Origin of the sequence: Tomitella cavernea, assembly GCF_016599145.1 — a bacterium.
Taxonomy (GTDB): domain Bacteria; phylum Actinomycetota; class Actinomycetes; order Mycobacteriales; family Mycobacteriaceae; genus Tomitella; species Tomitella cavernae.
The window spans coordinates 1-26,785 of sequence record NZ_JAENKO010000028.1; the positions used below are offsets into that span (position 1 = coordinate 1).

Here is a 26,785-nt window from a genome sequence, read left to right on the forward strand (position 1 = left end):
GCGCCGCGGCCTCCGCCCCGCCGCTCACCGGGCACCGCCCTCGGCCGCCGCGCCGCGCCCGCCCACACTGGTGATCGTCTCGGCCGCGGCGATCGCGCGCAGCACGGCGGACGCCTTGTCACGCGTCTCGCGCTCCTCGCTCTCCGGAACCGAATCCGCCACCACTCCGGCGCCCGCCTGCACGTAGGCGGTGCCGTCCTTCATCACCGCGGAACGGATCGCGATCGCGGTGTCGGCGTCACCCGCGAAGTCCAGGTAGCCGACGATCCCGCCGTACACTCCACGCCGCGAGGTTTCGAGCTCCTCGATCAGCTCGAGGGCGCGCGGCTTGGGTGCGCCGGACAACGTGCCCGCCGGAAAGCACGCGGTGACGGCGTCGAGCGCCGACTTGTCGCCGCGCAGCCGCCCGGACACCGTGGACACCAGGTGCATGACGTGGCTGTAGCGCTCGACATGCCGGTAGTCGCCCACCTTCACCGTCCCCGGCTCGCACACCTTCCCCAGGTCGTTGCGCCCCAGGTCCACCAGCATGAGATGCTCGGAGTTCTCCTTCTCATCCGTGGACAGCTCCTTGGCCAGCAGCAGATCCTCCTCCTCGGTGGCGCCGCGCCACCGTGTGCCGGCGATGGGGTGCGTCGTCGCCGTCCCGTCCGCCACCGTCACCAGCGCCTCCGGACTGGAACCGACGATCGTGAACGCGCCATGCCCGCCGCCCGTGCCGCCGGGCACCGCCGGCACGTTGAGCAGGAACATGTACGGGCTCGGATTCGATGCCCGCAGGATGCGGTAGACGTCCAACGGGTCGGCGTCCGTGTCCATCTCGAATCGCTGGGAGAGCACCACTTGGAAGGCCTCCCCGGCGCCGATGTCGTCGATCAGCCGGCGCACCCCGGCGTGGTACTCCTCGGCGGTCCGCTGGCGCCGGTACTCCGGCTCCGGCCGGTCGTACGCGGCCACCGTGGACGGCGCGGGCGCGGACAGTGCGCGCGTCATCGCGTCGAGGCGGGCCACGGCGTCGTCGTACGCCTCGTCGACGCGCTCGTCGCTGCCGTCCCAGTTGACCGCGTTGGCGATCAGGGTGATGGCGCCCTCGTGGTGATCCACCGCGGCCACGTCGGCGGCCAGCAGCATCACCAGCTCCGGCAGCTCCAGGTCGTCCGCCGTGGAGTCGTCCAACCGCTCGATCCTGCGCACGATGTCATAGCCGAGGTAGCCGACCATCCCGCCCGTGAGCGGCGGCATCCCGGGGATCCGTTCGGACTCGAGCAGGCGGAGGGTCTCGCGCAGCGCGTCGATCGGGTCGCCGCCGGACGGGGCGCCCGCCGGCACGTTGCCCTGCCAGGCGGCCTGCCCGTCGACGACGCTGAGCGCGGCCGGGCTGCCGGCGCCGATGAACGACCAGCGCGACCACGACCGTCCGTGTTCGGCGGACTCGAACAGGAACGTGCCCGGCCGGCCCGCCGCGAGTTTGCGGTAGGCCGACAGCGGTGTCTCCGAATCCGCCAGCACCTTGCGGGTCACCGGCACCACGCGGTGTTCCGCGGCCAGGGCACGGAACGTCGCGCGCGAGGTGGTCAGGTGCTGCGCGGTCGCACTCATCGCCTCCATGCCGCCCATACTCCCAGGGGCGCGGTCACCCCTGCGATAGCGGTACCCCGCCCACGCCCCAGGCCTCGCGCGGGATGTCGGTGACCGTCACCCACACCGCGCTCTCGGACTTGCCCGAGGCCTTCGCGTAGGCCCGGGTCACCTCGGCGATGACGGCGGCCTTCTGCTCGTCCGTGAGGCCCGGGGTCTGGGAGATCTGGATCAGCGGCATGGCAACGACGGTACCGCCGCCCCTGCCCGCACGCGCGGGGTCAGTCCTCCGGCAGGTCCGCGAAGGCCTGCTTCGTGTCGTTGTACCAGCCCATCGCCTTCTTGGGATGGATCCAGCGCCACTTCATGTCCTTCCGCGCCTGCTCGTGCGCGCTGTCCCCCGCCGCCACCGCCTCTTTGATGTGCCGGTCCTGCGCGTTGATCACATCGTCGGCCGTGGCGCCGTGGTGCTGCAGGTCGCAGGGTCCGCCGAGCTGGCTGCAGGTCATCGTTTTCGTCATCGGTCCTCGTCCTCTCGTGTGCGCGGTGCGGCAGCTGCCGCATCCGTTCGAGCGGTGCGCTCACCACGGTGACGGATCGGGCGCGGAAAGTGTGACCGCCACCCGGGAGCCCCGGAAGTCACCGCGGCTACGGCCCCGCCGTCCGGTCCGTCCCGCCCTTCCGCGATCGAGTGCGCCGCACGCCACCCGCACGCCGCGTCAGCCCGCCGAGCACCGAAGCCTCCGCCCGGAACTCGATGCCCAGCACCCTGCCGCGCACGATCGTGAAATCGAATGCCACGCGCGGGCGCCCCCGCAGGAACCAGGCCGCGCCCGGGCGCCCCTCCACGAACACCGGGAGGGCCGACTTCGCCGCGCCGTCGAACATGGCGGCGACCGCCTCGCGCCCGTCCAGGCGTGCAGGCGTCCCCGTCGCGACGGCGTCCGCGTCGGCGGTCACCGTCGCGTCCGGCGCCAGCAGCGCGAGCAGCCGCGCGAACTCGCCCTCGCGGGCGGCCGCGAGGAAGGCGTCCACGATCTCCCAGTCCGTCGGCGTGACGGCGGATTCCGGCGCCACCGCCCCCGGGCAGGTGGCCTGCCCCAGCCGCGACCTGGCCCGCGAGGCACGTTTGCGGGCCGTGGCCGGGGTGCAGTCGAGGATCCGCCCGATCGCCGGGAAATCGAAGCCGAAGCTGTCATGCAGCACGAACGCCACCCGCTCGGCAGGCGTGAGCGCGCCGAGCACCACACGGAGCGCCGCGCCGACATCGTCGGCCGACACGGCCGCGTGCGCGGGGTCGCCGTCCTCCAAACGGAGACGCCCCTCGCAGTCCACGGGCCGCCCGTCCTCACCGACGTCGGCCTGCGGAGCAGCCCGCCGCGCCCGCAGAACGTCGAGGCACAGCCGGGTGGTCACCGTGGTCAGCCAACCCGGAAGGTTTCCGATGGCCGCGGCATCCGCGCCGTGCAGCCGGATCCAGGCCTGCTGGACGACGTCGTCGGCCTCAGCCTCGTCGTCGAGGATGCGTGCCGCGATGCGCCGGAGCCGCGGCCGCTCGCCCTCGAATGTCCGGGTGACCTCGGCCGGCCCCTCCCCTGAGACTGTCATCCGGCTCCTCCGTGTCACGGTCACCCGGCGCTGCGCGCCTCGGCGAGGCGCCGCGCGCCGGCGGCCGCCTGATCGAAACAGCCCAGTTCGGCGCCGTCGAGTAGCTGCCGGGCGATCCCGGCGGCCGCCTCGTAGGCGGCGAACATCAACGCACCGCCCACCGAGACGCGCGCCGCCCCCGACGCCGCCAACGCCGGCACGGAGTGCAGGCCGGGCCTGGCGAGGACGTTCACAGGCCGGTCGACGGACGAGACGACGGTACGGACGTCGCGCAGATCGGTGAGCCCGGGGGCGTAGAGGACGTCGGCGCCGGCTTCCTGGAACGCCTGCAGACGGGCGATCGTGCCCGCCAGATCCGGGTTGCCGTGCAGGAAGTTCTCGGCGCGCGCGGTGAGCACGAGCCCGGCCCCCCGGTGGGCGGCTTCCGCCGCGGCCGTGACCCTGTCGACCGCGGCCTCGAGCGGGTGGATCGGGTCGTCGGGGCGCCCGGTGAAATCCTCGACCGAACAACCCGCCAGGCCGGACTCCACGGCCGCCTCCACCGTGCGGGCCACCTCCGCCGGGGTGTCGCCGAAACCGTTCTCCAGGTCGGCCGTCACCGGGATGTCGACGCAGGCGACGAGAGCGGCCGCATACGCGAGCGACGCGTCGCGCCCGGGCTCGCCGTCGCCGCGGCCCGCCGCGGCTGCGAAGCCGCTGCTGGTGGTGGCGAGAGCCCGGAACCCTTGCGCACGCAGCATCTGCGCGGAACCGACGTCCCACGGGTTGGGCACCACCAGCGGATCACCCGGAACGTGCATCGCGAGGAACGCCGCCCGGCGCCCCGGCGCCCGGCCGGTCACCCCGCCACCGTCGGCTGCGTGGGCAGGTCCGCGCGCACGGCCACGTTCATCCGATTCCAGACGTTGATGGTGGCGATGGTCATCAGCAACTCCAGGGTCTCCTGCTCCGTGAACACGGCCCGCACCTGCGCCCAGACCTCATCGGACACCCCCTGCCTGCTGATGAGTGTGACCTGCTCGGTCAATGCCAATGCCGCGCGCTCACGGTCGTCGAAGAGCGCCGGCGCCTCCCGCCAGGCCGCGATCAGGTCGATCTGCCGCTGCGGCGCACCGGCATCGCGCGCCTCGGCCACGTGCATGTCCAGGCACCACGCGCAGTGGTTGATCTGCGAGGCACGGATATCGACGATCGCCCGAAGAAGCGCGTCCACGACGCCCTCGTTCACATACTTCTGCAGCCCCAGGACCGCCTTGTACGCGCCCCCGTCGACCTCGCTGATCGCCATCCGCTGCGTAGCCGGCATCCCCGTCAACTCCTCGCTGAACTCTCCACCGTCGAACCTGCTGCCCACCCCTGCTGACCAACCCTGCTGTCCAATCCCGCTGTCCATCCCCGCCGGCCACCCCCGCCGGCCCGGCCGGAACCTCTGTGGCCCCCGCCACCGGGATCGATGCTACGCCGCCGGAAAGCCCCGGCGGCTAGCCTGGACTCAGCGGGTGCGATCCGGCATCCCGGCACACCGGCGCGGACGATCGGCGGGACAGGCAGGCCATGGCAGGCGGGCACCGACACGGAGACCCCGGCAGTGCGCACCGGGCGATGAGGGGCGGCGTGGACCGGGACCCCCGGGTAGCTCCGGATGCCCGCGCCGCCATGGTCGCCAGGCTGCGCCGGAACGGGCTCACCGATCCCCGGGTGCTCGAGGCCATGCGCGCCGTCCCGCGCGAGCGGTTCATCCCGGAGAAGTACGCCGACATGGCCTACGCCGACCGCCCCGTCCCCATCGGCTCCGGACAGACCATCTCCGCGCCGGACATCGTCGCCCTCACCGCGACCGCGCTGGCCTTGACCGGGCGCGAGTCGGTGCTCGAGGTGGGCGGCGGTTCCGGATACGCAGCGGCGGTGCTGGCACAGTGCGCATCTCGGGTGATCACCATCGAACGGCGCGCGCACCTGGCAGAGCGCGCGCGGGCCGTGCTCGGCGACCTCGGTTACGACAACGTCGAGGTCCGGCACGCCGACGGCATGGCGGGCGCACCCGACGCCGCCCCCTTCGGCGCCATCGCCGTTGCGGCGATGGCCGACGACGTCCCCGCACCCCTGTTCGCACAGCTGACGCCGCACGGGGTGCTCGTGTGCCCCGTGGGCCGCCGGGACGCCGGCGAGCTGGTGCGCTTTGCCGACGGTCGGCGCCGTCGCCTGAGCTCGGTGCGATTCGTGCCGCTGGTGGGCGGCACAGATCGGTGAGCGATCACCCCGGCGCAGGAGCGCAGCGAGGCCGGACTACGCGTCGGGCAGGAGAAGGTCGGCGTCGAAGCAGGTGTGATCGCCCGTGTGGCAGGCGCCGCCGGTCTGGTCGACGGTCATCAGGAGCGTGTCGCCGTCGCAGTCCAAGCGCACCTCGTGCACGTGCTGGGTATGCCCGGACGTCTCGCCCTTGACCCAATACTCCTGCCGCGACCGTGACCAGTAGGTGGCCTTGCGGGTGGCCAGCGTGCGCGCGAGCGCCTCGTCGTCCATCCACGCGACCATCAGCACGTCACCCGTGGAGTGTTCCTGCACCACCACGCACACCAGCCCGTCGTCGGTGCGCTTGAGCCGGGCGGCCACCTTCGGATCGAGGGCGGACTCCAAGGGGTCGCGCGCCGCTTCGTCGGAGTCGCTCACCGGACCACCAGCCCTTCCGCCGCCATCGCGGACTTCACCTCGGCTATCGACACCTCGCCGAAGTGGAAGATGCTCGCGGCCAGCACGGCGTCCGCCCCGGCGCGCACCGCGGGCGCGCAGTGCGCCGCTTTTCCGGCCCCGCCGGAGGCGATCACCGGCACGTGCACCACCGCGCGTACCGCCTCGATGAGCGGCAGGTCGAAGCCGTTCTTGGTGCCGTCGCCGTCCATCGAGTTGAGCAGGATCTCCCCCACGCCCAGTTCGGCGCCGCGCCGTGCCCACTCGATGGCGTCGACCCCGGCGCTGCGGCTGCCGCCGTGGGTGGTGACCTCCCAGCCCGATGCTGTGGGTGCGCCGCCCTCCGGAACGCGCCGGGCGTCCACCGAGAGCACCACGCACTGCGAGCCGAACCGTCTGCTGAGTTCCCGGAGCAGCTCCGGCCGCGCGATCGCCGCGGTATTGACACTCACCTTGTCCGCGCCGGCGCGCAGCAGCTGGTCGGCGTCGTCCACCGAGCGCACTCCGCCGCCCACCGTGAGCGGGATGAACACCTGCTCGGCGGTGCGCGTCACCACGTCGAGCATCGTGCCGCGTCCCGACTTGGACGCCGTGACGTCGAGGAACGTCAGTTCGTCGGCCCCCGCCGCGTCGTATGCCGCGGCCAGTTCCACCGGATCGCCCGCATCGCGCAGGCCCTCGAAGTTCACGCCCTTGACCACCCGGCCGGCGTCGACATCCAGGCACGGGATCACTCGGACCGCCAGCGTCACTTGCAGCTCCGTTCGTACTCGTCCTACGGGAAAACCTCGCCGGGCTCCGGGAGGAAGTCCTCCGGATCACCCAGGTCCAGAAACACCTGCAGCATCTCCTGCTGCGCACCCGGCGCGCCCACCACCACCGAGGGCGAGTTGATGTCCCACGCGCGTCCAGCCAGGTCCGTCACCACCCCGCCGGCCGCACGCACCAGCGCCACACCGGCGGCGTTGTCCCAGGGGTGGTCGCCGAAGCCCACCGCGGCGTCGAGCACCCCGGCCGCCGTGAACGCCAGATCCGCGCCGGTGCTGCCGTGCATGCGCATCCGCGACACGCGGCGGCTCAACTCGCCGAGCGCGGCGATCCGGTAGCGCCCAGGATACCGGCCACGGCCCTCGATGTTCAGCGCGCCCAGCGCGATCACCGAATCCGCGAGCCCGCGCGGCCCCAGCGGCGGCAACGGTGCTCCGTTGCAGATCACCGGGCCGTCCACGGTGGCCGCGATCCGCTGGCCCACCAGTGGAAGCCACGTCAGCCCCAGCACGGGCACGCCCTCGTGGATCAGCGAGAGCAACACGCCCGCCATGGGCAGCCCCACGGAATAGTTGTACGTGCCATCCACCGGGTCGAGCACCCAGACGGTGCCGGTGTCCAGTCGCGGCCCGCCGAACTCCTCGCCGTGCACGGGGATCCCGGTGCGCTCGAGGAGGCTGTCGCCGAGGCGCCGCTCCAGCTCGAGGTCCACCTGGGTGGCGAAGTCGTGGCCGCCCTTGTCGATCTTGCCGGGTGCGCCGACGTTGCTGCGGAAATGTTCGACAACGCCGTCGAGCAGCCCCGACGCCACGGCGAGCAGGCGCCGGGGGTCGTCGGGCAGCCCCGAGGGGACCCGCGGAGACTCGTTCACCGTCATCGTCGGGTCCGTGCGAGCGAGGTCAGTCCGCTACCGCAGCCAGCGCCTGGGGCAGGGTGAACCGGCCCGCGTAGAGGGCCTTTCCCACGATGGCGCCCTCGACGCCTTGCCCCGTCAGCTCGGCGATGGCGCGCAGGTCGTCCAACGCGGACACTCCGCCCGAGGCGATCACCGGCGCCCGCGTCTCGGCGCACACCGCCGCGAGCAGCTCCAGGTTGGGGCCCTGCAGTGTGCCGTCCTTGCTCACGTCCGTGACCACGTAGCGCGAGCAGCCCTCGCGGTCGAGGCGCGCCAGCACCTCCCAGAGGTCTCCGCCGTCGCTCACCCAGCCGCGGCCGCGCAGCCGCCACTCGCCGTCGACCCGCTTGACGTCCAGGCCAACAGCGACGCGGTCGCCGTAGTCCGCGATGGCCTTGGCGCACCACTCGGGGTTTTCGATCGCCGCCGTGCCCAGGTTCACCCGCGCACAGCCCGTGGCGATCGCGGCGTCAAGCGAATCCTGGTCGCGGATACCGCCGGAGAGCTCCACTTTGACGTCGAGCTCACCCACCACCTGCACCAGCAGCGCGCGGTTGGAGCCGCGGCCGAACGCCGCGTCGAGATCCACCAGATGCACCCACTCGGCACCGTCCGACTGCCACTGGAGGGCGGCGTCACGGGGCGCGCCGTAGGAGGTCTCACTACCGGCCTCCCCTTGAACAAGGCGCACGGCTTGACCATTGGCGACATCGACTGCAGGCAGCAGAACAAGACTCACGGCGATGAGCCTAGCCAGTGCGCGGCGGCCGCCCCCGGCCGGGTTCAGCATGCCCGTCGTCAGGCCCCCGGCAGTCGGAGCCGGCGCCATCAGACCCCCCGCCGGCGCCCGGCCGCAGGAACCGCCCGGTGAGGCGCCGGGAGATCTGCGCGAGCACCGCCACCGCCAGCACGACCGCCGCGGCGACGATCACCAGCCCCCACACAGGAGCCGGCTTGACCACGACGATGAGCACAGTCGCCCCCGCGAAAACCACCGCCACCGCGGCGACGCTCAGCAGTGCGAGCCGCACGAAATACCCGACGAACTGCGGGTCCATCCCCTGCCGGTGCTGTTGACGCCGCCCGTCTGCCCCGTTCACGCCCTCGAGCCTGCCATACGGAGCTCCCGCACACGGGAAGCTGCTCCGGCCTGGACGCAGCCGTCAGAGTCCGTCGATCCAGTTGCACAGCAGGTGCGCGCCCGCGTCTCCGGACTTCTCCGGGTGGAACTGCGTGGCGCACAGCGGCCCGTTCTCCACGGCCGCGACGAACGGTTCTCCGTGCTCCGCCCACGTGACCAGGGGTGGGGAGAGCACGTCGGATTCCGGCATGTCCCAGGCGCGGGCCGCGTAGGAGTGCACGAAGTAGAATCGGGTGCCCTCGTCCAGCCCGCGGAACAGCCGCGACCCCTCGGGCGCGCGAACGGTGTTCCAGCCCATGTGCGGCAGCACCGGGGCGTGCAGGCCATCGACGGAGCCCGCCCACTCACCGCAGCCCTCGGTTTCGATTCCGAACTCCACGCCGCGCTCGAACATGATCTGCATGCCCACGCAGATGCCCAGCACAGGACGGCCGCCGGCGAGGCGCTTGCCGACTATCCGCTCGCCGCGGATCGCACGGAACCCCGCCATGCACGCGGCGAACGCGCCCACCCCGGGCACCACGAGACCGTCCGCGGCCAATGCGGTGTCGGGGTCGGCCGTGACGGTCACCCGGGCGCCGGCACGTACCAGGGCGCGCTCGGCCGAATGCAGGTTTCCGGAGCCGTAGTCGAGCAGGGTGACGGTCTTCGCGGTCATCGCGGCCTTTCGTGCGTTCATGCGTTCACAGTTCTGCGGCCTCCGAAAGTGCGGACGGCTCCCGTCAGACTTCGCCGACGAGCTGGAGCACGCCGCCGGCCGCCGCCAGGACGGCGAGCACCGCGACGACGCCCGCGCCGACCCTGCTCACCTTCAGCAGGCTGAACGCGCCGCCCGCCAGGAACCCGGCCAAGATGAACAGGCCGTAGATGGCGAAATCCTTCACAGGGCTCCCTTGGTGGAGGGCACGCCGCTCACGCGCGGGTCGGGTTCGACGGCGGCCCGGAGCGCACGCGCCACCGCCTTGTACTGGGCCTCGGTGATGTGGTGGGGGTCGCGCCCGTACAGGGTGCGCACGTGCAGCGCGATCCGCGCGTTCGACGCGAACGTCTCGAAGACGTGCCGGTTGATCACCGTGTGATACGGCACACCCGGGTACCCGCCGATCACGCTGTGCGTGAGCTGTTCGGGTTCGCCGGTGTGCACGCAGTACGGCCGGCCGGAGACGTCCACGGCGGCGTGCGCGAGCGTCTCGTCCATGGGGATGAAGCAGTCGCCGAACCGCCGGATCCCCTTCTTGTCTCCGAGAGCCTGCAGCAACGCCTGGCCCAGCACGATGGCCGAGTCCTCCACGGTGTGGTGGGCGTCGATCTCCACGTCGCCTTGTGCCCGCACAGTCAGGTCGAAGCTGCCGTGCACGCCGAACGCGGTGAGCATGTGGTCGAAAAACGGCACACCGGTGGAAACGTCGACGACTCCGGTGCCGTCGAGGCCGAGTTCCACCGTGATGGACGATTCGCTGGTGACGCGTTCGACGCGCGCCGTGCGTCCGGTCACTGTCATCCCCTGTCCCTGTCTCTGGCCCTGTCTCTGGCCATCTCCCTGTCTCTGCCCTTGCCACTGTCCGCCGGCGTGGGCGTGCCGGCGAGGGTCGTCGCGGCGATCTCGCGCGCCGCCGCGAGGAAAGCGTCGTTCTCCTCCGGCAAACCGATGGTGGTGCGCAGGTGCGCTTCGATGCCCACGTCCCGCACCAGCACCCCGCGGTCGAGGAACATCCGCCAGCCGGCATCCGCGTCGGCGAAACGCCCGAACAGCACGAAGTTCGCGTCGCTGGGCACCACCTCGTACCCATAGCCTGCCAGAGCCTCGCACACGCGCTCACGCTCGGACACGAGGGCCGCCACGCTGCCCAGCGTCTCCTCGGCGTGCCGCAGCGCCGCCCGCGCCGCCACCTGTGTGAGCACCGACAGGTGGTACGGCAGCCGCACCAGCAGCAGCGCCTCGATCACGGCCGGCGCCGCGGCCAGATAGCCCAGCCGGCCGCCCGCGAACGCGAACGCCTTGCTCATAGTGCGCGAGACGACGACGCGCGACGGGTACTCGTCGATGAGCGACACCGCGCTGGACGCGGCCGAGAACTCGGCGTACGCCTCGTCGACGATGACGATGCCGGGGGACGCGTCGAGGATGGTGCGCAGGTCGTCCAGCCCGATGCTGTGCCCCGTCGGATTGTTGGGGCTGGTGACGAACACGACGTCGGGGCGCTGCTCGGCGACCACCGCGGCGGCGCTTTCGGCGTCGACGGTGAAGTCGTCGCGGCGCGGTGTGGGCAGCCACCGCGTCTGCGTGCCGGACACCAGGATCGGGTGCATCGAGTACGACGGCACGAAGCCGAGCGCCGTGCGCCCCGGCCCGCCGAACACCTGCAGCAGCTGCTGCAGTACCTCATTGGAACCGTTTGCAGCCCAAAGGTTCTCCGTCGCCAACGACACGCCGGTCTGGCGGCTCAGGTAGGCGGCCAGTTCGGTGCGCAGCTCGACGGCGTCGCGGTCCGGATAGCGATTGAGGTCCGCGGCCGCGGCGCGCACGGCCTCCGTCACCTCAGCCACCAGTGCGGGGCTCGGCGGATGCGGGTTCTCGTTGGTGTTGAGCCGGCAGGGCACGTCCAACTGCGGAGCACCATAGGGCGATGCGCCGCGCAGGTCGTCGCGGATGGGCAGCGACTCGAGCCTGAGCGCTGCGCCGGGGGCCCGGCCGGCGGGCTTCGGGGAAGTCATGGGGATGGTCCTCGTGGAAGGTCAGTTGCGGGGGGACGACGGTGCGAAACGCAGCCGCACCGCCTCGCCGTGAGCGGGCAGGTCCTCGGCGTTCGCCAGTGCGATCACCTGATGCTGGACGTCCGCCAGCGCTTGTTCGGAATAGTCCACCACGTGGATCCCCCGCAAGAAGGTCTGCACGCTGAGGCCCGACGAGTGCCGCGCGCATCCCGCAGTGGGCAGCACGTGGTTGGAGCCGGCGCAGTAGTCGCCCAGGCTCACCGGTGCCCACGGGCCCACGAAGATCGCTCCCGCGGACCGGACGCGCGCCGCCACCGCGCGCGCATCGCGCGTCTGGATCTCGAGGTGTTCGGCGGCGTAGGCGTCGACCACGGTGAGTCCCTGCGCGATGTCGTCGACCAGCACTACCCCCGATTGCCGCCCGGACAGGGCCGTCGCGACGCGTTCGTCGTGCTTGGTGGTGGCCAGCTGCGCGTTCACCGCGTCGTCGACCGCGTCCGCAAGCCCTGACGAGGTGGCCACGAGGACGCTGGCGGCCATCACATCGTGTTCGGCCTGGCTGATCAGATCCGCCGCGACATGCACGGGGTCGGCGGTGTCGTCGGCGAGGATCGCGATCTCGGTGGGCCCGGCCTCGGCGTCGATGCCCACCACGCCGCGGCACAGCCGCTTGGCCGCGGTGACATAGATGTTGCCGGGGCCGGTGATCATGTCCACCGGGGCGAGGTCGTCCGTGCCTTCAACGGCCGCGGTGTCGGTGCCGCCGTAGGTGAGCAGCGCCACGGCCTGCGCGCCGCCGACCGCCCACACCTCGTCGACGTCCAGCATCGCTGCCGCCGCGAGGATCGTCGGATGCGGAAGCCCGTCGAACTGCGCCTGCGGCGGCGAGCACACCACGAGCGACCCGACTCCGGCCTCCTGGGCGGGGACCACGTTCATCACGACCGACGACGGGTACACGGCGTTGCCGCCGGGCACGTAGAGCCCCACACGCTCCACGGGCACCCAACGTTCCGTCACCGTGCCGCCGGGAACCACCTCGGTGGTGACGTCGGTGCGGCGCTGGGCCGCGTGCACGGTGCGGGCCCGCGCGATCGAAGTCTCCAGGGCATCACGGACTGCCGGATCGAGTTCCGCGAGGGCTTTGTCCAGCTGCGCGCGCGGGACCCGGACGGTCGCCGGCCGGACGCCGTCGAACTTCTCGCTCAGGTCCAACGCCGCCGCGCTGCCGCGCTCACGCACGTCGTCCACCACCGGTTGCACCCGATGCAGTACCGCGTCCACGTCCACTCCGCCGCGCGGCAGCTCGGAGCGCAGCCGTGCGCGTGAGGGGGCGGTGCCTCGCAGGTCGAGACGTGCGAGCTGTACGCGGGCGGGCATTCTGGTCCTTTCGGGAGGTGGCATCTCATTCCGGGCTTGTACCGGCCGACGTGGGCGGTCCGGGCACGCCGACGATCACAGCGGGCACGGCACCGGTGAACACCCAGGATAGACCGCATCAGGCGGCCGCCTCCGCCGCCCTCGCCGCGGACGGCGCCGGGCGCGGCCTCGTCACATGTCGAGCCCCAGGTCCAGCACCCGCACCGAATGGGTGAGCGCGCCGACGGCCAGATAGTCGACGCCGGTCCGCGCGTAGTCCGCGGCAGCCGTGAGGGCCAGTCCGCCCGACGACTCGAGCTTGGTCTCGGGCGACGCGCCGTCGCGCCGCTGCACCGCGATCTGCGTCTGCCACACCGGGAAGTTGTCCAGCAACACCAGCTCGGCGCGCTCGGCGAGCACGGCGTCGAGCTGTTCGAGGGTGTCCACCTCCACTTCGCAGGGCACGCCCGGCGCCGTCGCGCGCACGGCCCGCAGCGCGTCGACGATCGATCCGGCGGCCGCCACGTGGTTGTCCTTGATCAGCGCCTGATCCCCGAGCCCCATCCGGTGGTTGACGCCGCCGCCGACGCGCACCGCGTATTTCTGCAGGTCACGCAGGCCCGGAAGGGTCTTGCGGCTGTCGCGGATGCGGCACTCGGTGCCGTCGACGGCGGCGACCCACCGGGCCGTCTCCGATGCGATACCGGAAAGGTGGCACAGCAGATTGAGCATCGTGCGCTCCGCGGTGAGCATGCCGCGCGCCGGCGCGTCGAGACGCAGCACCGCTGTGCCCGGCGCCACGGCGGTGCCGTCCTCGGCCCGGGTGAGGACGCGGTAGCCGTCCGGGCCCAGCACCTCGTCGAGTACGAGCAGCGCCGCGCCGACGCCCGCGACCACGCCGTGCTCGCGGCTGACGACAGCCGCCTCGCCGCGCGCGTCCGCGGGGATCGTGGCGCTGGTGGTGACGTCCGGCCCGTAGCGCAGGTCCTCGTCGAGGGCGACGCGGATCAGTGTGCGCGTCGCCTCCACGTCGTACCCGGGCTCCGATGCCCGTGCGTCAACGTCGTGCGTCGTCATCTGTCGGCTCCTGCGGTGTCGAGGCGGAAATCCATTGCCGGCCCGCCGGTCGGGGAATCCGGCAGCACGGGACGGGGCATTGCACCCCCCCCTTGCTCGAACACGATGCTGCGCGCCCATTCCGGGCGCGCCTCGGGATGGTCGTCCCGGGTGTGGCAGCCGCGCGTCTCCGTGCGCAGCTCCGCCGCCGTCAGCACCGCGGTCGCCGCTATCGTCAGCGCGGCGTCCTCAGCACCGGGCCGGGTGCGCACGATCGCGGGCCGCGCCGCCGTGGTGATCCCTGCCGCGGCGGCGGCAAGGCCGTCGGCGGAGCGCGTCACGGAACAGTGCGCGGTCATCATCTCCTGCACCCGTTCCCGCGGCGCCGCGGGGGCCAGCCGGAACGCGGCGTCGAGCACCTCGGGGCTCATCGCCGCCCGCCCCACCGCCGCGAGCCCGGCGCGTTCGCCCACCACGAGCCCCTCGAGGAGGCTGTTGGAGGCCAGCCGGTTGCCGCCGTGCAGGCCGGTGCGCGCCACCTCGCCAGCGGCGAAAAGCCCGGGGACCCTGGTGCGTCCGTGTACGTCGGTCACCACGCCGCCGCAGGAGAAGTGCGCCGCAGGTGCGACGGGGATGCGGTCCGCCGCCGGCACGATCCCGATCCGGCGGCACGACGCGGTGATCGTGGGGAACCGCGCAGCGAAGCCCTCGACGGCCCGCGCGTCGAGGAATACGTGCGCGGCACCCGTCTCCCGCATCCGCGAGGCGATGGCACGCGCGACGACGTCACGCGGCGCCAGGTCGCCCATGGGGTGCACGCCGTCGGTGACCGAACGGCCGCGCGCATCGACGAGCACTCCGCCCTCGCCGCGGACCGCCTCGCTGACGAGCGGGCTGCGCCCCTGTGCCCCGGGCACATACAGCGCCGTCGGGTGGAACTGGACGAACTCGAGGTCGGCCGCCTGCGCCCCCGCGTCGAGCGCCAGCGCGAGCCCGTCGCCGGTGGCCGCGGCCGGGTTGGTGCTCACCGAGTAGAGGCGGCCCAGGCCGCCGGTGGCGAGCAGCACGGACGGCGCGTGCACCACGCCGTGCCCGTCAGCGGTCTCGGCGAGCACGCCCGTCACCCCGCGATGGTCGGTGCACACCCGCAGCACCGACGCACCGATGACACGGGCGATACCGGACTCCACCGGGCCGCAAGCGGCGTCGAGGGCCCGCTGGACCTCCGCACCCGTGGCGTCGCCGTGCGCATGCAGGATCCGGCGCACCCGGTGGCCGCCCTCACGCGTCGCGGCGTAGTCGCCGTCCGGGCCGCGGTCGAACTCGGCGCCGGATTCGACCAGCCACGTGAGCGCGCGCGGACCATCGGCGACGATCGACTCGACCGCCGACCGGTCGCACAGCCCGGCGCCCGCATCGCAGGTGTCGTCGGCGTGTGCGGCCGAGGTGTCATGGCCTGCCCGGGCCACCGCAACGCCGCCCTGAGCGAACGCAGTGGACGTGTCCTCCGATGCCGCTTCGGAGCCGCCGCCCTGCTGCATCGGGCCCTTCTGCAGCACCAGGACCGCGAGCCCGCGCCGAGCGGCCGCCCGGGCCGCGCTGAGCCCTGCTACCCCGCCGCCGACGACGACGAGGTCCGCGTGCGCCTCCCACTCGACAGCGGGCACGGCCGGGCCCACGCCCCGGCCGGCGCCGGTCATCACTCTCCGCTGCCGGGGTTGCCGTGCTCGATCATGCGCTCCACCGACCGCCGGGCGGCATGTGCCGTCTGCGCGTCCACATGCACCTCGTCCGCCCCCGCGGCGAGACTGCGTAGCAGCGCCGCCGGCGTGATCATCTTCATGTAGGGGCACGCGGCACGGTCGTTCACCGGCTGGAAGTCAACATCGGGCGCGGCCTTGCGCAGCTGATACAGCATGCCCACCTCAGTGGCGACGAGCACCTTCTTGGCCGCCGTCTGCGAAGCCTGGTCCAGCATCCCGCCCGTCGACAGGATCTTCACCCGCTCCTCCGGCACGGTGCCCTCGCCGGCGAGGTAGAGCGCGGACGTGGCGCAGCCGCACTCCGGGTGCACGAACAGCTCGGCGTCGGGGCTGGCCTCCACCTGCGCGGTGAGCTCGTCGCCGTTGATCCCGGCGTGCACGTGGCACTCGCCCGCCCAGATGTGGATGTTGTCGCGGCCGGTCACCCGCTTGACGTGGGCGCCCAGGAACTGGTCCGGCAGGAAGAGCACCTCGCGGTCCGGGTCGATGGATTCGACCACGTCGACCGCGTTGGACGACGTGCAGCAGATGTCCGTCAGCGCCTTCACTTCGGCTGTCGTGTTGACGTAGGAGACGACGACGGCGTCAGGGTGCTCGGCCTTCCACTCGCGCAGGTCGGCGCCGGTGATGGAATCGGCCAGCGAGCAACCGGCGCGTTCATCCGGGATGAGGACCGTCTTCTCCGGGCTGAGGATCTTGGCCGACTCGGCCATGAAGTGCACGCCGCAGAAGACGATGGTCTGCTCGGGCGCCGCGGCCGCGGCGCGGGCCAGGGCCAGCGAATCGCCCACGTGGTCGGCGATGTCCTGGATGGCCGGCAGCTGGTAGTTGTGCGCAAGGATCGTGGCGTTGCGCAGCTTCACCAGGCGGCGGACCTCCGCGGCCCACTCCGCTCCTGCCTCCACCCCGGTGTAACCGCCCGGGCCGTCGACGATCCGTGCGGCCAACTCCGATTCGAGCCGCACCGGCTGGGTCAGCGTGGTCGTCATGGCTTCACTCCTCACCGAAAGATGCCGCGGGGCATCGCACGTGCCGCCCGCACGGTCGGTGAACCGACGCGGGCCCGGTCTGGGACCGCCCGTGCGCACAGGTGCGTTTGAAGGCGGTCGGGTTTTCGACTTACAATCGAAAACATGCCACATGATAGCACTATGCAGCACGAGGTACTGGTCGCGGTATTCCAGAAACGCGATGACGAGCTCTGCGTGCTCCTGTGGCAGCGCGCACTCGCACCCGAGTCCGGCACCTGGTCGCTGCCCGGCGGGGCGCTCGGCGCCGACGAGGATCTGCCCGCCTCCGCCACCCGCCAGCTGGCGGAGAAAGTCGACGTGCAGGAACTGGCCCACCTCGAGCAGCTGTCGGTGTTCAGCGACCCGCACCGCGTGCCCGGGCCGCGCACCATCGCCTCGACGTTCCTCGGGTTGATCCCCTCCCCCTCCGACCCGCACCTGCCGCCCGACACCCGCTGGCATCCGGTATCGGACCTGCCGCAGACGAGCTTCGACCACGGCGTCGTCATCCGGCACGCGCGCCGCCGACTGGCCGCCAAGCTGTCCTACACCAACATCGCCTTCGCTCTCGCCGCCGACGAGTTCACGATGTCGGCGCTGCGCGACCTGTACACGTGCGCCATCGGCCATGCGGTGGACACCACCAACCTGCAGCGCATACTGCGCCGCCGGGGCGTCATCACACCGACGGGGAAGACGGCGCCGCCGGGGAGGGCGGGCGGCCGGCCAGCGGCACTGTTCCGGTTCACCGAATCGCGGTTGCGGGTGACGGACGAATTCGCGGTGCTGCGTCCGCCGGTGTGAGGCGTGCGAACGCACAGCGCATCCACCGGTGTCACGCAATACCGAAGTCACCGCCCTCCGGGTTTCACCAGTCGAGCGAGCGCTCATAGCGGAACCAATGACCGTCGAGCGGCTCATACGCGCCGGCAGAAAGCCCAGGCGGGCCTTCGGCCGAGTACACCCATCCCCGCTCAAGCGTGAACATCGTGTTGCGAGCGTCGACGAAATACGCGTCCCCCGACCTGACATAAACCCTGCCCACCTCGAACCGCCCGATCCTGAGACCGTCTCGGCCCGACGGCATTCCGGAATCCAGCACGCGCATCGCCGCTGCGTCGAACTCGGGGCGCGCGTCGGCGAAATCCGGGGGCACGACGACGACCGCGGCGGCAGTCCCGAGAACCGTGACGACCGGCCACAGAAGCTGCCACCACGACCAAGCCCGGCGGTATCCGATCGTGTACACCGCCGAGATCGCCCAGCACAGCGCCGCCACGGCCAGCATCGCCCAGCCTGCCGCCGCAGTGACGATCCAGGCGGAATCCCGCGGCCACCACTGCCCCATCGCGAGGAGAAGCAGAATCACCGCAGCGACCGTGCCGACCGTGATGGCCGCCCATCGGACACGGTGGCCGCGATCCTGACCGACGCGGCGGCCGACAGTGCTCTTCACACCCGACATTCTCGCGCACGCATGCGATATTTCCGACGACGATGAAGGGTCCGCATGCCGTAACCTATCCGCCGTGGCCTACGACGCGCTGGCGGAAAGCGTGGCGCTCATCGAATCGCCATCGCCTACGCCCATAATCCGGCTGAGCCGGCGCCGCCGGTTCGCGGCGATGGCCGTCGACGTGAACGGCGACGTCGCCGCCACCATGTTCCTGCGCCGCGGCGCGGGCCGCGTTCACGAGGAGATCCACATCCTGACCCTGCGCGGGCCGAACTGGCATCTTCTCGGCGGCGGGGCGGTGAGCGACGGCGACGACGGCTGTGACGGCAAGGGCCACCTTGCGGAACGGTCATCCGTGCCACCCCAGCCGCGATTGAGCTCGTCCGACTCCCCTGGCGGAATCAGCAAGCGGGCGATGGCGCTCGGCAGGTCCGGTGCGGTTCGAGGTGACGGCGGCCGGCCCGGGCGCCTCCCGTGGCGGGGACGATGGGTCGGCTACACAACCGTGCACGTGGGTCGGCACGTCGAGTCGGTGCAGGTCGCCGACCGAACAATCCCCGCCCCCTGGCACGGGCACGTGCTCGTCGCACGGAAGGGACGCAGCCCCCTTACCATCGTCGCGTACGACGCGAACGCGACGGAACTCGGAAAAGCTCGGCTGCCCGGGGTGCTCGGATGACCACCACGCTCATAGGCGGCATCGATGTTCTCCCCGCAACCCCGGTATCAAGGCTCGACGGAGGAACCGCCGCGGGCCCGCTCCGTGGCCGACGACGGTGGGCTCTGCACCCCGCCGGACTCAGGGCCCGCGCTCACTGATGGCACCGCCTCTGCGCCGGCCGAACCCAGGTCCGCGTCCGGAGCGAGCAGTACGGCGACCAGATAGACCAGCCCCGCGGCCAGCGGCTGCATGACCAGCGCGATCCACAGTTCCACCGATGGCGCCTGTACCACCACCTGCCCCACCATCGCGTCCAGCGCGGACGCACCCGGCCAATCGAACCTGTTTTGCGCTATCAGGTCCCCCACGCCCGCCGCGAGCCAAGCGCCGGCGACTCCGCCCACGATCACCGCCAACGCCGTCAGCGGTCCGCGGATGCTGCGCCAGGCCCAGGCGGCCGCGCCGGTCACGACACCGACGACCACCGAGATCCACGCGAAGATCGCCAGCGCGTCGAACTCGTGGTTGGCCGACATGTCCACGGACAACAACAGTCCACCATGGGCCACCACCTGCGTCCGCCCCGGTGCCAGCAGGCCCCAGACGACGCCGCCGAGCACCCCCGCGAGCGCGCAGCCGATGCCGACGAGCGTGGCGCCCCGCGCGGGCGAGAAAGTCCTCACCCGGCCAGCCTAGAGGGTCGTGCGCTGACGACGTCGACGGCGCGAGCTGGAGACGACGCGCAGCACGTATCGGGTGCGCGGTTCCGATTCCGAACATTCTTGCGATAGAACGTATGTTTCGGTACCGTGGCGAGCAAGGGGATCGGGGGATGCCATGGGGTTGGAAACGCAGTGGCCTGAAGAGCAGGGGCGTGGAAAGCAGGGGACCACTTTCGCGCAGGCCAAGACGAGTGACACCTGCGTCATCGACGGGGACGCCGCGGTGGTGGGACCCGACGCATCGCGGCGCCGCGACAGCGTCGGGTCGTTCGCCGAGCTGGTGATGGCGCCGCTGTCCGAAGGTCTTTGGCAGCACGCCGAACACGAGCTGGGCGCGTGGACCGCCGAGATCGCCGCCTGGGAACTGTCCCTGCACATCGGGCAGCTGCGCATCTGCGCCGAGCAGGTCGCCCGCCGCACCGACATCCTCGGGCTGAGCGAGACCCGCGCGATCAACCGCACCGGCGACGAACTCGCCTCACGCTGCCGCAGCGGCATCGCCAGCGCACGCTCCACTGTCGTCTTCGCCGTCGCCGTGTCGACCCGCCCCGCCGTGCTCGCCGCCATCGCCCGCGCCCAGGCCACCGAGGCGCAGGCCAAAGCGATCCTGCGGCTGATAGCCTCGCTGCCCGAGGACGATCCCGACTCGATCGCACTGGCCGACCGGATCGAAGCCGTACTCCTCGATACCGCCCGCTCGTGCCGCAGCGCCCAGTCCGGGGCATTCGGGGACGCGGTCACCAAGTTCGATGCCGTCCTCAACCCCGACGGCACGCCGCCCGCCGACGATCCGGAGCGCAACGAGTTCTCCGTCGCGCGGTTGCTCAACGGCCGCTATCGCCTCCGCGGCGATGTCGACGCCGAGACCGGCGAGCAGATCCACACCGCCCTCTCGCCTCTGTCCGCACCGCGGCCGGAAGACGACGGCACCCGCGACCGCCGCAGGCCGGCCCGCCGCCGCGCAGACGCTCTTGCAGAGATCATCCGCCGGTACCTGTGCGGACTCGGCCCCGACGACCAGCCGGACGCATCCGCGCAAAACACACCGGGCGACGGAAACGCCGACGGCGAGAACACCACCGGCGGCACGAGGACCACCGCCGACCCGGTGGAGCGCTCCAGGAACAGCACCGTCCGCGACCCGGGCCACCCGCACGGCGAGGTCCTGCCGGGAGGCAACGCCCGCCCCCAGGTGCACGTGCACATCCGGGCCCGCGACCTCGCCGACCTGCCCGCCGATCAGGCACAGCTGTTGACGCTGCTGCGGCATGGTCGGATCCACGACATGTTCGCGCTGCTGAAGTCCGGCTGGACCGGACACCACGGTGCCATGTCCACCTCCGTGCTGCGGCGGATGGCGTGCGATGCCGCCGTCACGCCGATCCTCGTCGACGGCCGCGGCACGCCCCTCGATCTGGGCCGCACCGTGCGGCTAGCGTCCCGGGCACAGCGCCGCGCACTCGCTGCCCGCGACCGCGGATGCGCATTCCCAGGTTGCACCCGGCCCATCGCCTGGACCGACGCGCACCACATCATCCACTGGGCCGACGGAGGACCCACCGACCTCGACAACCTCGTCCTGCTGTGCACCGCACACCACCGCGCCGTGCACAACGACGGCTGGAACATCGCCATGTCGGAGCACCGTCGGCCAGTGTTCCGGCCGCCCTCCGACATCGACCCCTTCCTGCGGTGGATCGATCACGAGGGGCTCGCCACGGCCGAGCCCACCGGACAGCCGGACACTCGCGGCAGCGCACCATAAGCCCCATTACGCTCCCGCAGCCCCCATAACGCCGAACCCCCGCGTCGCATTGCGACACGGGGGCAGGGGTACGCGTTGGCCTCAGCGGCGCCCGACGTCCGTCGTCTTCTCCGCCACTGCGGTCAACAACGCGATCACGAGGATCCCCAGGAACGCGTTGAGCACCGCGGTGATCAGCCGCGCCACCCAATCGGTACCACTGAGGAACGGCAACACCACGGCTGCGAACACGAACAGTCCCGCAATCCAACGGAAGAACGTCAACGGCGACGGAACCAGGTTGAGGAACATCCACAGGACGACGCCCGCCACCAGGCCGCCCACTCCTCCGATCAGCACCGAATCCCACGGGTCCTGCTCCCCGTCCACCCAGGCCGAGCCGAGGGCGTGCGAGGTGTAGACGGCGTTGATGATCGCAGTGATGACGAACCCCGCGACCGCAGCCACCAGTGCCGTGGCCACCGCGCCCGCCGCGAACTGCGCGTGATCGATGACGGCGCCGTTCGGCGACTTCTCCGGCCCCCCGCCCGGCGCGGCCCGTCGCCCCGCCCCCTCGTTTCCGGCGGGACGTCCCGCATAGGCCTGCGTCTCATATGCTTGCGTCTCGTACCCGCGATCCCGGTATTCGGCCCCCTGCGGATACCCCTGCCCCCGGTATTCGCGGCCGTAGTTGTCGGTCATGAGTTCCCCGTTCCCGTCGACGCCATGCCCCGAGGATAAAGAACCGCGCGCTGATAAAGAACCCGCCGCGCAGATCCCGCCGGCGCGTGTCGGAGTCATGCCCGCCTCCCACGACGTGCCATGCTCATCCGATGCGCGACCAGCGACTGATCCGACGGCGCACGCCGGAATCACAGGCCGTCGCCGAGCGGACGCAGACCGTCATCGAGCTGACGTCCCGCCTCAACACGCTGCTCCACAGCGACGTCGAGGCCCGCACCGCGCTTCTCAGCCGGATCCTGGGGCGGCCGGCGCCGGAAACCCTCACCCTCTACCCGCCCTTCTACTGCGACTACGGGCTTGGCCTGGAGCTCGGCGAGCATGTGTTCGTCAACCAGAACTGTTCGTTCTACGACATCGGCGGAATCGACATCGGAGACAGGACGATGATCGGCCCAGGGGTCACGCTGACCACAGCAGGGCACCCGGTGGAGCGGGTCCGCCGATTCGACGGGATCACCGCCGCACCGATCGTGATCGGTGCTGACGTCTGGATCGGTGCGAATGCCACGGTAGTGCCGGGCGTCCGCATCGGCGCCGGCTCCGTCGTCGCCGCGGGCGCTGTGGTGGCAAAGGACGTCCCCGCCGATCACCTCGTCAGCAGCGCCGGCCACATCATGCGACGCGATCTCACACCCGCCACCAGGCCGCGAGCACGCCGGCCTTCAACGTCCTGATCAGCGCAGTTCCAGGGCCGAAGAGTCCACCCGCCCGTGCCGCGAGCACTGCGCCCACCAGCCGTCGGGCCGCACCTGCACGACCATGCGCCGCGCACACACCCCGCAGTATCGCGGCGGCTGCAGGCATCCCGCGACCCGCTCGGCGAGCCCCGCATCCTGCGCTTCCGCCCCCGACTCGATCTCCGCACCCGTGTTCACATCGAATCGTTGCGCACCGACGTCCAACGGGCCGCCGGCGAGCAGTTCACCACCGACCCGCTCCCCCTCCGACACGATCACAGCGTCGCGTTGAGCGCCTTGACGGGCATGGTCAGCTCGCCCAGCAACTCCAGGTCGTTCTCCGGGGCCTGGCCCAACGTGGTCAGGTAGTTGCCGACGATCACGGCGTTGATTCCGCCGAGCAGGCCCTTGCGCGCGCCCAAGTCGCCCAGGGTCAGCTCACGGCCGCCGGCGAACCGCAGCATGGTGCGCGGCAGCGCCAGCCGGAACGCGGCGACGGCGCGCAAAGCATCCGCCGCCGGCATGACGTCGAGGTCGCCGAACGGGGTTCCAGGGCGCGGGTCGAAGAAGTTCAGCGGCACCTCGTCGGGCCCCAAGGCCGTCAGGTCGGCCGCGAACTCCGCCCGCTGCTCGAGGGTCTCGCCCATCCCGAGGATCCCGCCGCAGCACACCTCCATCCCGGCGTCGGCCACCATGCGCAGAGTCTGCTCCCGCTCCTCCCAGGTGTGGGTGGTGACGACCTGCGGGAAGTACGACCGCGCCGTCTCCAGGTTGTGGTTGTAGCGGTGCACCCCCATGGCCGCGAGCGCGTCGACCTGCTCCCGGGTGAGCATGCCCAGCGAGCAGGCGATCTGGATGTCCACCTCGTCCCGGATCGCCTCGATTCCGGCCGCGACCTGCGCCATGAGCCGCTCGTCGGGCCCGCGCACCGCGGCGACGATGCAGAACTCTGTGGCGCCGCTTTTCGCCGTCTGCTTCGCGGCCTCCACCAGACTCGGGATGTCCAGGCGGGCCGCACGCACGGGCGAGGCGAACAGTCCCGACTGCGAACAGAAGTGGCAGTCCTCGGGGCAGCCGCCGGTCTTGAGGCTGATGATGCCCTCCACCTCGACCTCCGGCCCGGCCCATTTCAAGCGCACCTCGTGGGCCAGCTCCAACGCCTCGTCGAGGTGTTCGTCCGGCAGCTGCAGCACGCGCAGCACCTGGTCCCGGTCGAGCGGTTCGCCGCTGCCGAGCACTTGCTCGCGGGCGGCGGCGAGGATGCCGCCGTCGGTACGGTCCGGGCCGTGCACGGGGGCCGCCATCGCTTCGGTCACGAAGTCTCCTCAGGTCGTCGCGTGGTCGATCGCCGCAAGGTGTCCGAAGCACCCGCGGAAACTTGAACTTCGTACAAGTTGTACAGCGTTCAAGTTAGAGCGCCAATGGGTAGGGTGTCAACGAGGCTCGGCCCGCGACATCCAGGGAGGCATTCCATGCAGTTGCGCCGCCACGACGTGCTCGCGGGTGCCATCACGATCCTCGACGAGTACGGCCTGGCCGACCTCACGATGCGCCGTCTCGCGTCGTCGCTGGGCGTGCAGCCGGGCGCGCTGTACTGGCACTTCCCCAACAAGCAGACACTGCTGGCGGCCATCACCGACGAGATCCTCACGGAAGCGGCGACGCCGCCGACACTGATGCCGCCGACACCGATGCCGTCGACACCGATGCCGCACTCGTCGACAGCAGACAACGCGGCATGGGACGTCGCCCTCGCCGCCCTCGCCCGCAGAATGCGCGACGCGCTGCTGTCGCACCGTGACGGGGCCGAGGTCGCGTCCGCCTCCTACGCGGCGCGCCTGGCCTCGGATGCGCCGCAGGAGGCCCTGGCCGCCGCGTGCATCGACGGCGGGATGCCGCCCCACGAGGCCGGGATGGCCGCCCGTGCACTGTTCTCCTACATCCTCGGGCAGACCATGGACGAGCAGTCCCGCATGCAGATGGACTCGCACGGCGCACTGGAGGAATCGGCTTCCCCATTGTTCGAGTCGCCCACCGCCGGCGAGGGTTTCGAGTTTGGGCTGGGTTTGTTCATCGGCGGAGTCCGCGCTCTCCCCACCGCTCGCGATCTGCAGTTACCCTGAACCGGAACCACGCCCGAGGCCGCCCCCACGAGCGGCCCCTCAAAGATTGTGGAGCGTCCCGTGGCACCGATGATCGAAGCCCACGACCTGGTGAAGAAGTACCGTGATGCGACAGCACTCGACGGCCTGGATCTGGAAGTCCCCGAGGGCACCGTCCTGGGCCTGCTGGGCCCCAACGGCGCAGGCAAGACCACCGCCGTGCGCATCATCTCCACTCTGCTCATCCCCGATTCCGGCACGGTGCGCCTCGCGAGCGTGGACGTCCTCGCCGAGCCCGACGCCGCCCGCGCGCGCCTCGGGCTGTCCGGCCAGTACGCCGCCGTGGACGAGCACCTCACCGGCTTCGAGAACCTCGAGATGGTGGGGCGCCTCTACGGATTCCGCCGCAAACAGGCCCGCGCCCGCGCCCGCGAACTGCTCGCCCAGTTCTCGCTCTCGGACGCCGCCGACCGTCCCTCCAAAACCTACTCGGGCGGCATGCGCCGACGCCTCGACCTGGCCGGCGCCCTCGTGGCCGCGCCCCCGGTCCTGGTCCTCGACGAGCCCACCACCGGCCTCGACCCGCGCAGCCGCAACGAGATGTGGTCGGTGATCCGCTTCCTCGTCGCCGACGGCACCACGGTCCTGCTCACCACCCAGTACCTGGAAGAGGCGGACAGCCTGGCCGACGACATCGTCGTCATCGACCACGGCCGCGCCATCGCTCACGGCACCGCCGACCGGCTCAAACAGGACTTCGGCGCCGACCGCATCGAGCTGGTGGTCACCGACGCCGTGGACATCCCGCGGGCACGAGCCGCCCTCGCATCCGGGACCGCCGACACGGTCCAGGTGGACGAGCCCACCCGCACGATGGCGGTGCCGGCGTCAGGAGGCGCAAGGGCACTGATGGACACACTCCGCAGGCTCGACACCGCCGGCATCGAGGTGTCCGACATCGGCTTGCGGCGCCCCACGCTCGACGACGTCTTCCTCGCGCTCACCGGCCATGCGGCGGAAGCAGATCCGATGCCCGACGCACACCCCGACCCTTCCCCGGCCGGGACCGGCGACCCGACGGCAGGCGAGGCGAAACGATGACCACGACATCCCTCACCGCGCCCCACCGCGGCCCCTCCCGGGTGTTGACCGATTCGATCGTCATCGCCAAACGCAACCTCATCAAGATCATCCGCGTGCCGGAAGTCCTGGTGTTCGTGCTGATCTCGCCGATCATGTTCGTGCTGCTGTTCGCGTACGTCTTCGGCGGCGCCATCGACCCGGGCGGCGGCGTGAACTATCGGGAGTTCCTCATCGGCGGCATCTTCGCGCAGACGGTCGTGTTCGGCGCCACCTTCACCGGCGCGGGGCTCGCGGAGGACATGCAGAAGGGCATCATCGACCGGTTCCGATCGCTGCCCATGTCACGGTCTGCCGTGCTCATCGGCCGCACCGTCTCCGACATCGCCTACAACCTGCTGTCCATCGCCATCATGGCCGTCACCGGGCTGCTGGTCGGATGGCGCATGCGCGGCTCGGTCCTCGACGCCGTCGCGGGATTCCTGCTGCTGCTGGTCTTCTCCTACGCCTTCAGCTGGATCATGGCCTACGTGGGCCTGCTCGTGCCCAGCGTCGAAGTGATCAACAACGCCTCGTTCGTCGTGATCATGCCGCTGACTTTCGTGTCCAACGCCTTCGTGCCGCTCGAGTCGTTCCCCACGGTCCTGCAGTATTTCGTGGAGTGGAACCCGGTCTCGGCGGTCACGCAGGCGGTGCGCGAGTTCTTCGGCAACACCAACCCCGCGATCCCCGTCTCCGACGCCTGGTCGATGCAGCATCCCACCGCCTACACACTGTGCTGGGTGGTGCTCATCCTCGTGATCTTCATGCCGTTGTCGATCGGCCGGTACAAGCGGGCCGTCAAGTAGTCGCACGGTCACTCAGCCGCAGGGTCACTCAGCTGCAGGGTCAGTCAGCCGCGGGGGCACTCAGCTGCATCGCCGCACTGCGGCCGCCAAACAATCATCGACGCTTGTTTTCAACAGGCGGCGCTGTTAGCGTCGGCATCGTCCGTGCCCCAGATCACAAACGGGGCCAC

32 protein-coding genes are annotated in these 26,785 nt (G+C 71.2%); 8 read left to right on the plus strand and 24 right to left on the minus strand.

All coding sequences use genetic code 11. The features are described from left to right. Nucleotides 1-24: 24 nt before the first annotated feature. From JJ683_RS10995 to JJ683_RS11020, 6 genes are all read right to left on the minus strand, one after another. Nucleotides 25-1,599 (minus strand): anthranilate synthase component I, encoded by a 1,575-nt coding sequence (locus tag JJ683_RS10995; RefSeq protein WP_242474621.1) that lies wholly within the window; start codon nucleotides 1,597-1,599, stop codon nucleotides 25-27. 34 nt (nucleotides 1,600-1,633) lie between these two features. Continuing rightward, complete coding sequence (locus JJ683_RS11000; RefSeq protein WP_200174070.1) at nucleotides 1,634-1,819, minus strand: tautomerase family protein; 186 nt, start codon at nucleotides 1,817-1,819, stop codon at nucleotides 1,634-1,636. Between the two features lie 40 nt (nucleotides 1,820-1,859). Beyond that, the gene (locus tag JJ683_RS11005) at nucleotides 1,860-2,099 is read right to left on the minus strand and encodes a hypothetical protein (protein WP_200174072.1); all 240 of its coding nucleotides are present in this window, start codon (nucleotides 2,097-2,099) and stop codon (nucleotides 1,860-1,862) included. Between the two features lie 127 nt (nucleotides 2,100-2,226). Beyond that, nucleotides 2,227-3,186: a sigma-70 family RNA polymerase sigma factor gene (locus JJ683_RS11010; protein WP_200174074.1), complete on the minus strand. Its 960-nt coding sequence runs from the start codon at nucleotides 3,184-3,186 to the stop codon at nucleotides 2,227-2,229. Nucleotides 3,187-3,206: 20 nt separating this feature from the next. Continuing rightward, nucleotides 3,207-4,028, minus strand: a complete 822-nt coding sequence (locus JJ683_RS11015; RefSeq protein ID WP_200174076.1) for an isocitrate lyase/PEP mutase family protein — start codon at nucleotides 4,026-4,028, stop codon at nucleotides 3,207-3,209. Further along, complete coding sequence (locus tag JJ683_RS11020) at nucleotides 4,025-4,540, minus strand: carboxymuconolactone decarboxylase family protein (RefSeq protein ID WP_307810858.1); 516 nt, start codon at nucleotides 4,538-4,540, stop codon at nucleotides 4,025-4,027. The genes JJ683_RS11015 and JJ683_RS11020 overlap by 4 nt, the downstream gene beginning before the upstream one ends. A 260-nt stretch (nucleotides 4,541-4,800) precedes the next feature. On the opposite strand from JJ683_RS11020, the gene JJ683_RS11025 reads away from it, so the two are divergent. Beyond that, a complete protein-coding gene (locus JJ683_RS11025) occupies nucleotides 4,801-5,436 on the plus strand; it encodes a protein-L-isoaspartate(D-aspartate) O-methyltransferase (RefSeq protein ID WP_200174078.1) in 636 nt (211 codons plus the stop codon). A gap of 36 nt (nucleotides 5,437-5,472) precedes the next feature. On the opposite strand, the gene hisI is transcribed toward JJ683_RS11025, so the two are convergent. From hisI to nadA, 13 genes are all read right to left on the minus strand, one after another. Continuing rightward, on the minus strand, nucleotides 5,473-5,856 hold the full coding sequence (hisI, locus tag JJ683_RS11030) for a phosphoribosyl-AMP cyclohydrolase (protein WP_372435285.1): 384 nt from the start codon (nucleotides 5,854-5,856) through the stop codon (nucleotides 5,473-5,475). Then, the gene (hisF, locus tag JJ683_RS11035) at nucleotides 5,853-6,626 is read right to left on the minus strand and encodes an imidazole glycerol phosphate synthase subunit HisF (protein ID WP_200174080.1); all 774 of its coding nucleotides are present in this window, start codon (nucleotides 6,624-6,626) and stop codon (nucleotides 5,853-5,855) included. The genes hisI and hisF overlap by 4 nt, the downstream gene beginning before the upstream one ends. A gap of 23 nt (nucleotides 6,627-6,649) precedes the next feature. Further along, on the minus strand, nucleotides 6,650-7,519 hold the full coding sequence (locus tag JJ683_RS11040) for an inositol monophosphatase family protein (protein WP_200174082.1): 870 nt from the start codon (nucleotides 7,517-7,519) through the stop codon (nucleotides 6,650-6,652). A 22-nt stretch (nucleotides 7,520-7,541) separates the two neighbouring features. Then, nucleotides 7,542-8,276 (minus strand): bifunctional 1-(5-phosphoribosyl)-5-((5-phosphoribosylamino)methylideneamino)imidazole-4-carboxamide isomerase/phosphoribosylanthranilate isomerase PriA, encoded by a 735-nt coding sequence (gene priA / locus JJ683_RS11045; protein ID WP_200174085.1) that lies wholly within the window; start codon nucleotides 8,274-8,276, stop codon nucleotides 7,542-7,544. Between the two features lie 10 nt (nucleotides 8,277-8,286). Further along, nucleotides 8,287-8,637: a hypothetical protein gene (locus JJ683_RS11050; protein ID WP_200174087.1), complete on the minus strand. Its 351-nt coding sequence runs from the start codon at nucleotides 8,635-8,637 to the stop codon at nucleotides 8,287-8,289. A 63-nt stretch (nucleotides 8,638-8,700) separates the two neighbouring features. After that, nucleotides 8,701-9,336, minus strand: coding sequence for an imidazole glycerol phosphate synthase subunit HisH (gene hisH, locus JJ683_RS11055; protein WP_200174147.1), 636 nt, complete (start codon nucleotides 9,334-9,336; stop codon nucleotides 8,701-8,703). A 64-nt stretch (nucleotides 9,337-9,400) separates the two neighbouring features. Continuing rightward, nucleotides 9,401-9,562, minus strand: coding sequence for a CG2302 family histidine operon protein (locus tag JJ683_RS11060; RefSeq protein WP_200174089.1), 162 nt, complete (start codon nucleotides 9,560-9,562; stop codon nucleotides 9,401-9,403). Beyond that, the gene (hisB, locus tag JJ683_RS11065) at nucleotides 9,559-10,173 is read right to left on the minus strand and encodes an imidazoleglycerol-phosphate dehydratase HisB (protein ID WP_307810866.1); all 615 of its coding nucleotides are present in this window, start codon (nucleotides 10,171-10,173) and stop codon (nucleotides 9,559-9,561) included. Before hisB ends, JJ683_RS11060 begins: the two co-directional genes overlap by 4 nt. Nucleotides 10,174-10,175: 2 nt before the next feature. Continuing rightward, nucleotides 10,176-11,393 carry a histidinol-phosphate transaminase gene (locus JJ683_RS11070; RefSeq protein ID WP_200174092.1) on the minus strand — a complete coding sequence of 406 codons (1,218 nt, stop codon included), beginning with the start codon at nucleotides 11,391-11,393 and terminating at the stop codon, nucleotides 10,176-10,178. A 21-nt stretch (nucleotides 11,394-11,414) separates the two neighbouring features. Continuing rightward, a complete protein-coding gene (hisD, locus tag JJ683_RS11075) occupies nucleotides 11,415-12,773 on the minus strand; it encodes a histidinol dehydrogenase (RefSeq protein ID WP_200174093.1) in 1,359 nt (452 codons plus the stop codon). Nucleotides 12,774-12,944: 171 nt separating this feature from the next. Next, nucleotides 12,945-13,829 carry a carboxylating nicotinate-nucleotide diphosphorylase gene (nadC, locus tag JJ683_RS11080; RefSeq protein ID WP_200174094.1) on the minus strand — a complete coding sequence of 295 codons (885 nt, stop codon included), beginning with the start codon at nucleotides 13,827-13,829 and terminating at the stop codon, nucleotides 12,945-12,947. Continuing rightward, nucleotides 13,826-15,508 (minus strand): L-aspartate oxidase, encoded by a 1,683-nt coding sequence (locus tag JJ683_RS11085; protein WP_200174095.1) that lies wholly within the window; start codon nucleotides 15,506-15,508, stop codon nucleotides 13,826-13,828. Before JJ683_RS11085 ends, nadC begins: the two co-directional genes overlap by 4 nt. Next, nucleotides 15,508-16,560: a quinolinate synthase NadA gene (gene nadA / locus JJ683_RS11090; protein ID WP_200174097.1), complete on the minus strand. Its 1,053-nt coding sequence runs from the start codon at nucleotides 16,558-16,560 to the stop codon at nucleotides 15,508-15,510. The genes JJ683_RS11085 and nadA overlap by 1 nt, the downstream gene beginning before the upstream one ends. 144 nt (nucleotides 16,561-16,704) lie before the next feature. Between nadA and JJ683_RS11095 the strand changes: the two genes are divergently transcribed. Next, nucleotides 16,705-17,385, plus strand: a complete 681-nt coding sequence (locus tag JJ683_RS11095; RefSeq protein WP_200174099.1) for an NUDIX hydrolase — start codon at nucleotides 16,705-16,707, stop codon at nucleotides 17,383-17,385. A gap of 64 nt (nucleotides 17,386-17,449) precedes the next feature. Here JJ683_RS11095 and JJ683_RS11100 read toward each other — a convergent pair whose 3' ends face one another. Further along, entirely contained in the window at nucleotides 17,450-18,037 is a 588-nt protein-coding gene (locus JJ683_RS11100; protein WP_200174101.1) for a hypothetical protein, read from the minus strand. Nucleotides 18,038-18,110: 73 nt separating this feature from the next. Between JJ683_RS11100 and JJ683_RS11105 the strand changes: the two genes are divergently transcribed. After that, entirely contained in the window at nucleotides 18,111-18,716 is a 606-nt protein-coding gene (locus JJ683_RS11105) for a hypothetical protein (RefSeq protein ID WP_200174102.1), read from the plus strand. A 47-nt stretch (nucleotides 18,717-18,763) separates the two neighbouring features. On the opposite strand, the gene JJ683_RS11110 is transcribed toward JJ683_RS11105, so the two are convergent. Next, nucleotides 18,764-19,381, minus strand: coding sequence for a DUF2567 domain-containing protein (locus JJ683_RS11110; RefSeq protein WP_200174104.1), 618 nt, complete (start codon nucleotides 19,379-19,381; stop codon nucleotides 18,764-18,766). Nucleotides 19,382-19,535: 154 nt separating this feature from the next. On the opposite strand from JJ683_RS11110, the gene JJ683_RS11115 reads away from it, so the two are divergent. After that, complete coding sequence (locus tag JJ683_RS11115; protein WP_200174105.1) at nucleotides 19,536-21,185, plus strand: HNH endonuclease signature motif containing protein; 1,650 nt, start codon at nucleotides 19,536-19,538, stop codon at nucleotides 21,183-21,185. A gap of 81 nt (nucleotides 21,186-21,266) precedes the next feature. Here the strand turns inward: JJ683_RS11115 and JJ683_RS11120 are convergent, their stop codons facing one another. Then, nucleotides 21,267-21,866, minus strand: coding sequence for a hypothetical protein (locus JJ683_RS11120; protein ID WP_200174106.1), 600 nt, complete (start codon nucleotides 21,864-21,866; stop codon nucleotides 21,267-21,269). A gap of 131 nt (nucleotides 21,867-21,997) precedes the next feature. Between JJ683_RS11120 and JJ683_RS19445 the strand changes: the two genes are divergently transcribed. Continuing rightward, nucleotides 21,998-22,582 (plus strand): DapH/DapD/GlmU-related protein, encoded by a 585-nt coding sequence (locus JJ683_RS19445; protein WP_200174107.1) that lies wholly within the window; start codon nucleotides 21,998-22,000, stop codon nucleotides 22,580-22,582. Here JJ683_RS19445 and bsaP read toward each other — a convergent pair whose 3' ends face one another. Together bsaP and bioB are read right to left on the minus strand one after the other, a co-directional pair. After that, on the minus strand, nucleotides 22,583-22,858 hold the full coding sequence (bsaP, locus tag JJ683_RS11130) for a biotin synthase auxiliary protein BsaP (protein WP_307810861.1): 276 nt from the start codon (nucleotides 22,856-22,858) through the stop codon (nucleotides 22,583-22,585). Nucleotides 22,859-22,860: 2 nt separating this feature from the next. After that, the gene (gene bioB / locus JJ683_RS11135) at nucleotides 22,861-23,889 is read right to left on the minus strand and encodes a biotin synthase BioB (RefSeq protein WP_200174149.1); all 1,029 of its coding nucleotides are present in this window, start codon (nucleotides 23,887-23,889) and stop codon (nucleotides 22,861-22,863) included. Between the two features lie 168 nt (nucleotides 23,890-24,057). On the opposite strand from bioB, the gene JJ683_RS11140 reads away from it, so the two are divergent. From JJ683_RS11140 to JJ683_RS11150, 3 genes are read left to right on the plus strand one after another with little or no spacing between them, the layout of a single operon-like run. Next, nucleotides 24,058-24,708 carry a TetR family transcriptional regulator gene (locus JJ683_RS11140; RefSeq protein ID WP_200174108.1) on the plus strand — a complete coding sequence of 217 codons (651 nt, stop codon included), beginning with the start codon at nucleotides 24,058-24,060 and terminating at the stop codon, nucleotides 24,706-24,708. Between the two features lie 60 nt (nucleotides 24,709-24,768). Beyond that, a complete protein-coding gene (locus JJ683_RS11145) occupies nucleotides 24,769-25,788 on the plus strand; it encodes an ATP-binding cassette domain-containing protein (protein WP_372435286.1) in 1,020 nt (339 codons plus the stop codon). Then, a complete protein-coding gene (locus JJ683_RS11150; protein WP_200174109.1) occupies nucleotides 25,785-26,615 on the plus strand; it encodes an ABC transporter permease in 831 nt (276 codons plus the stop codon). Before JJ683_RS11145 ends, JJ683_RS11150 begins: the two co-directional genes overlap by 4 nt. Nucleotides 26,616-26,785 lie beyond the last annotated feature (170 nt).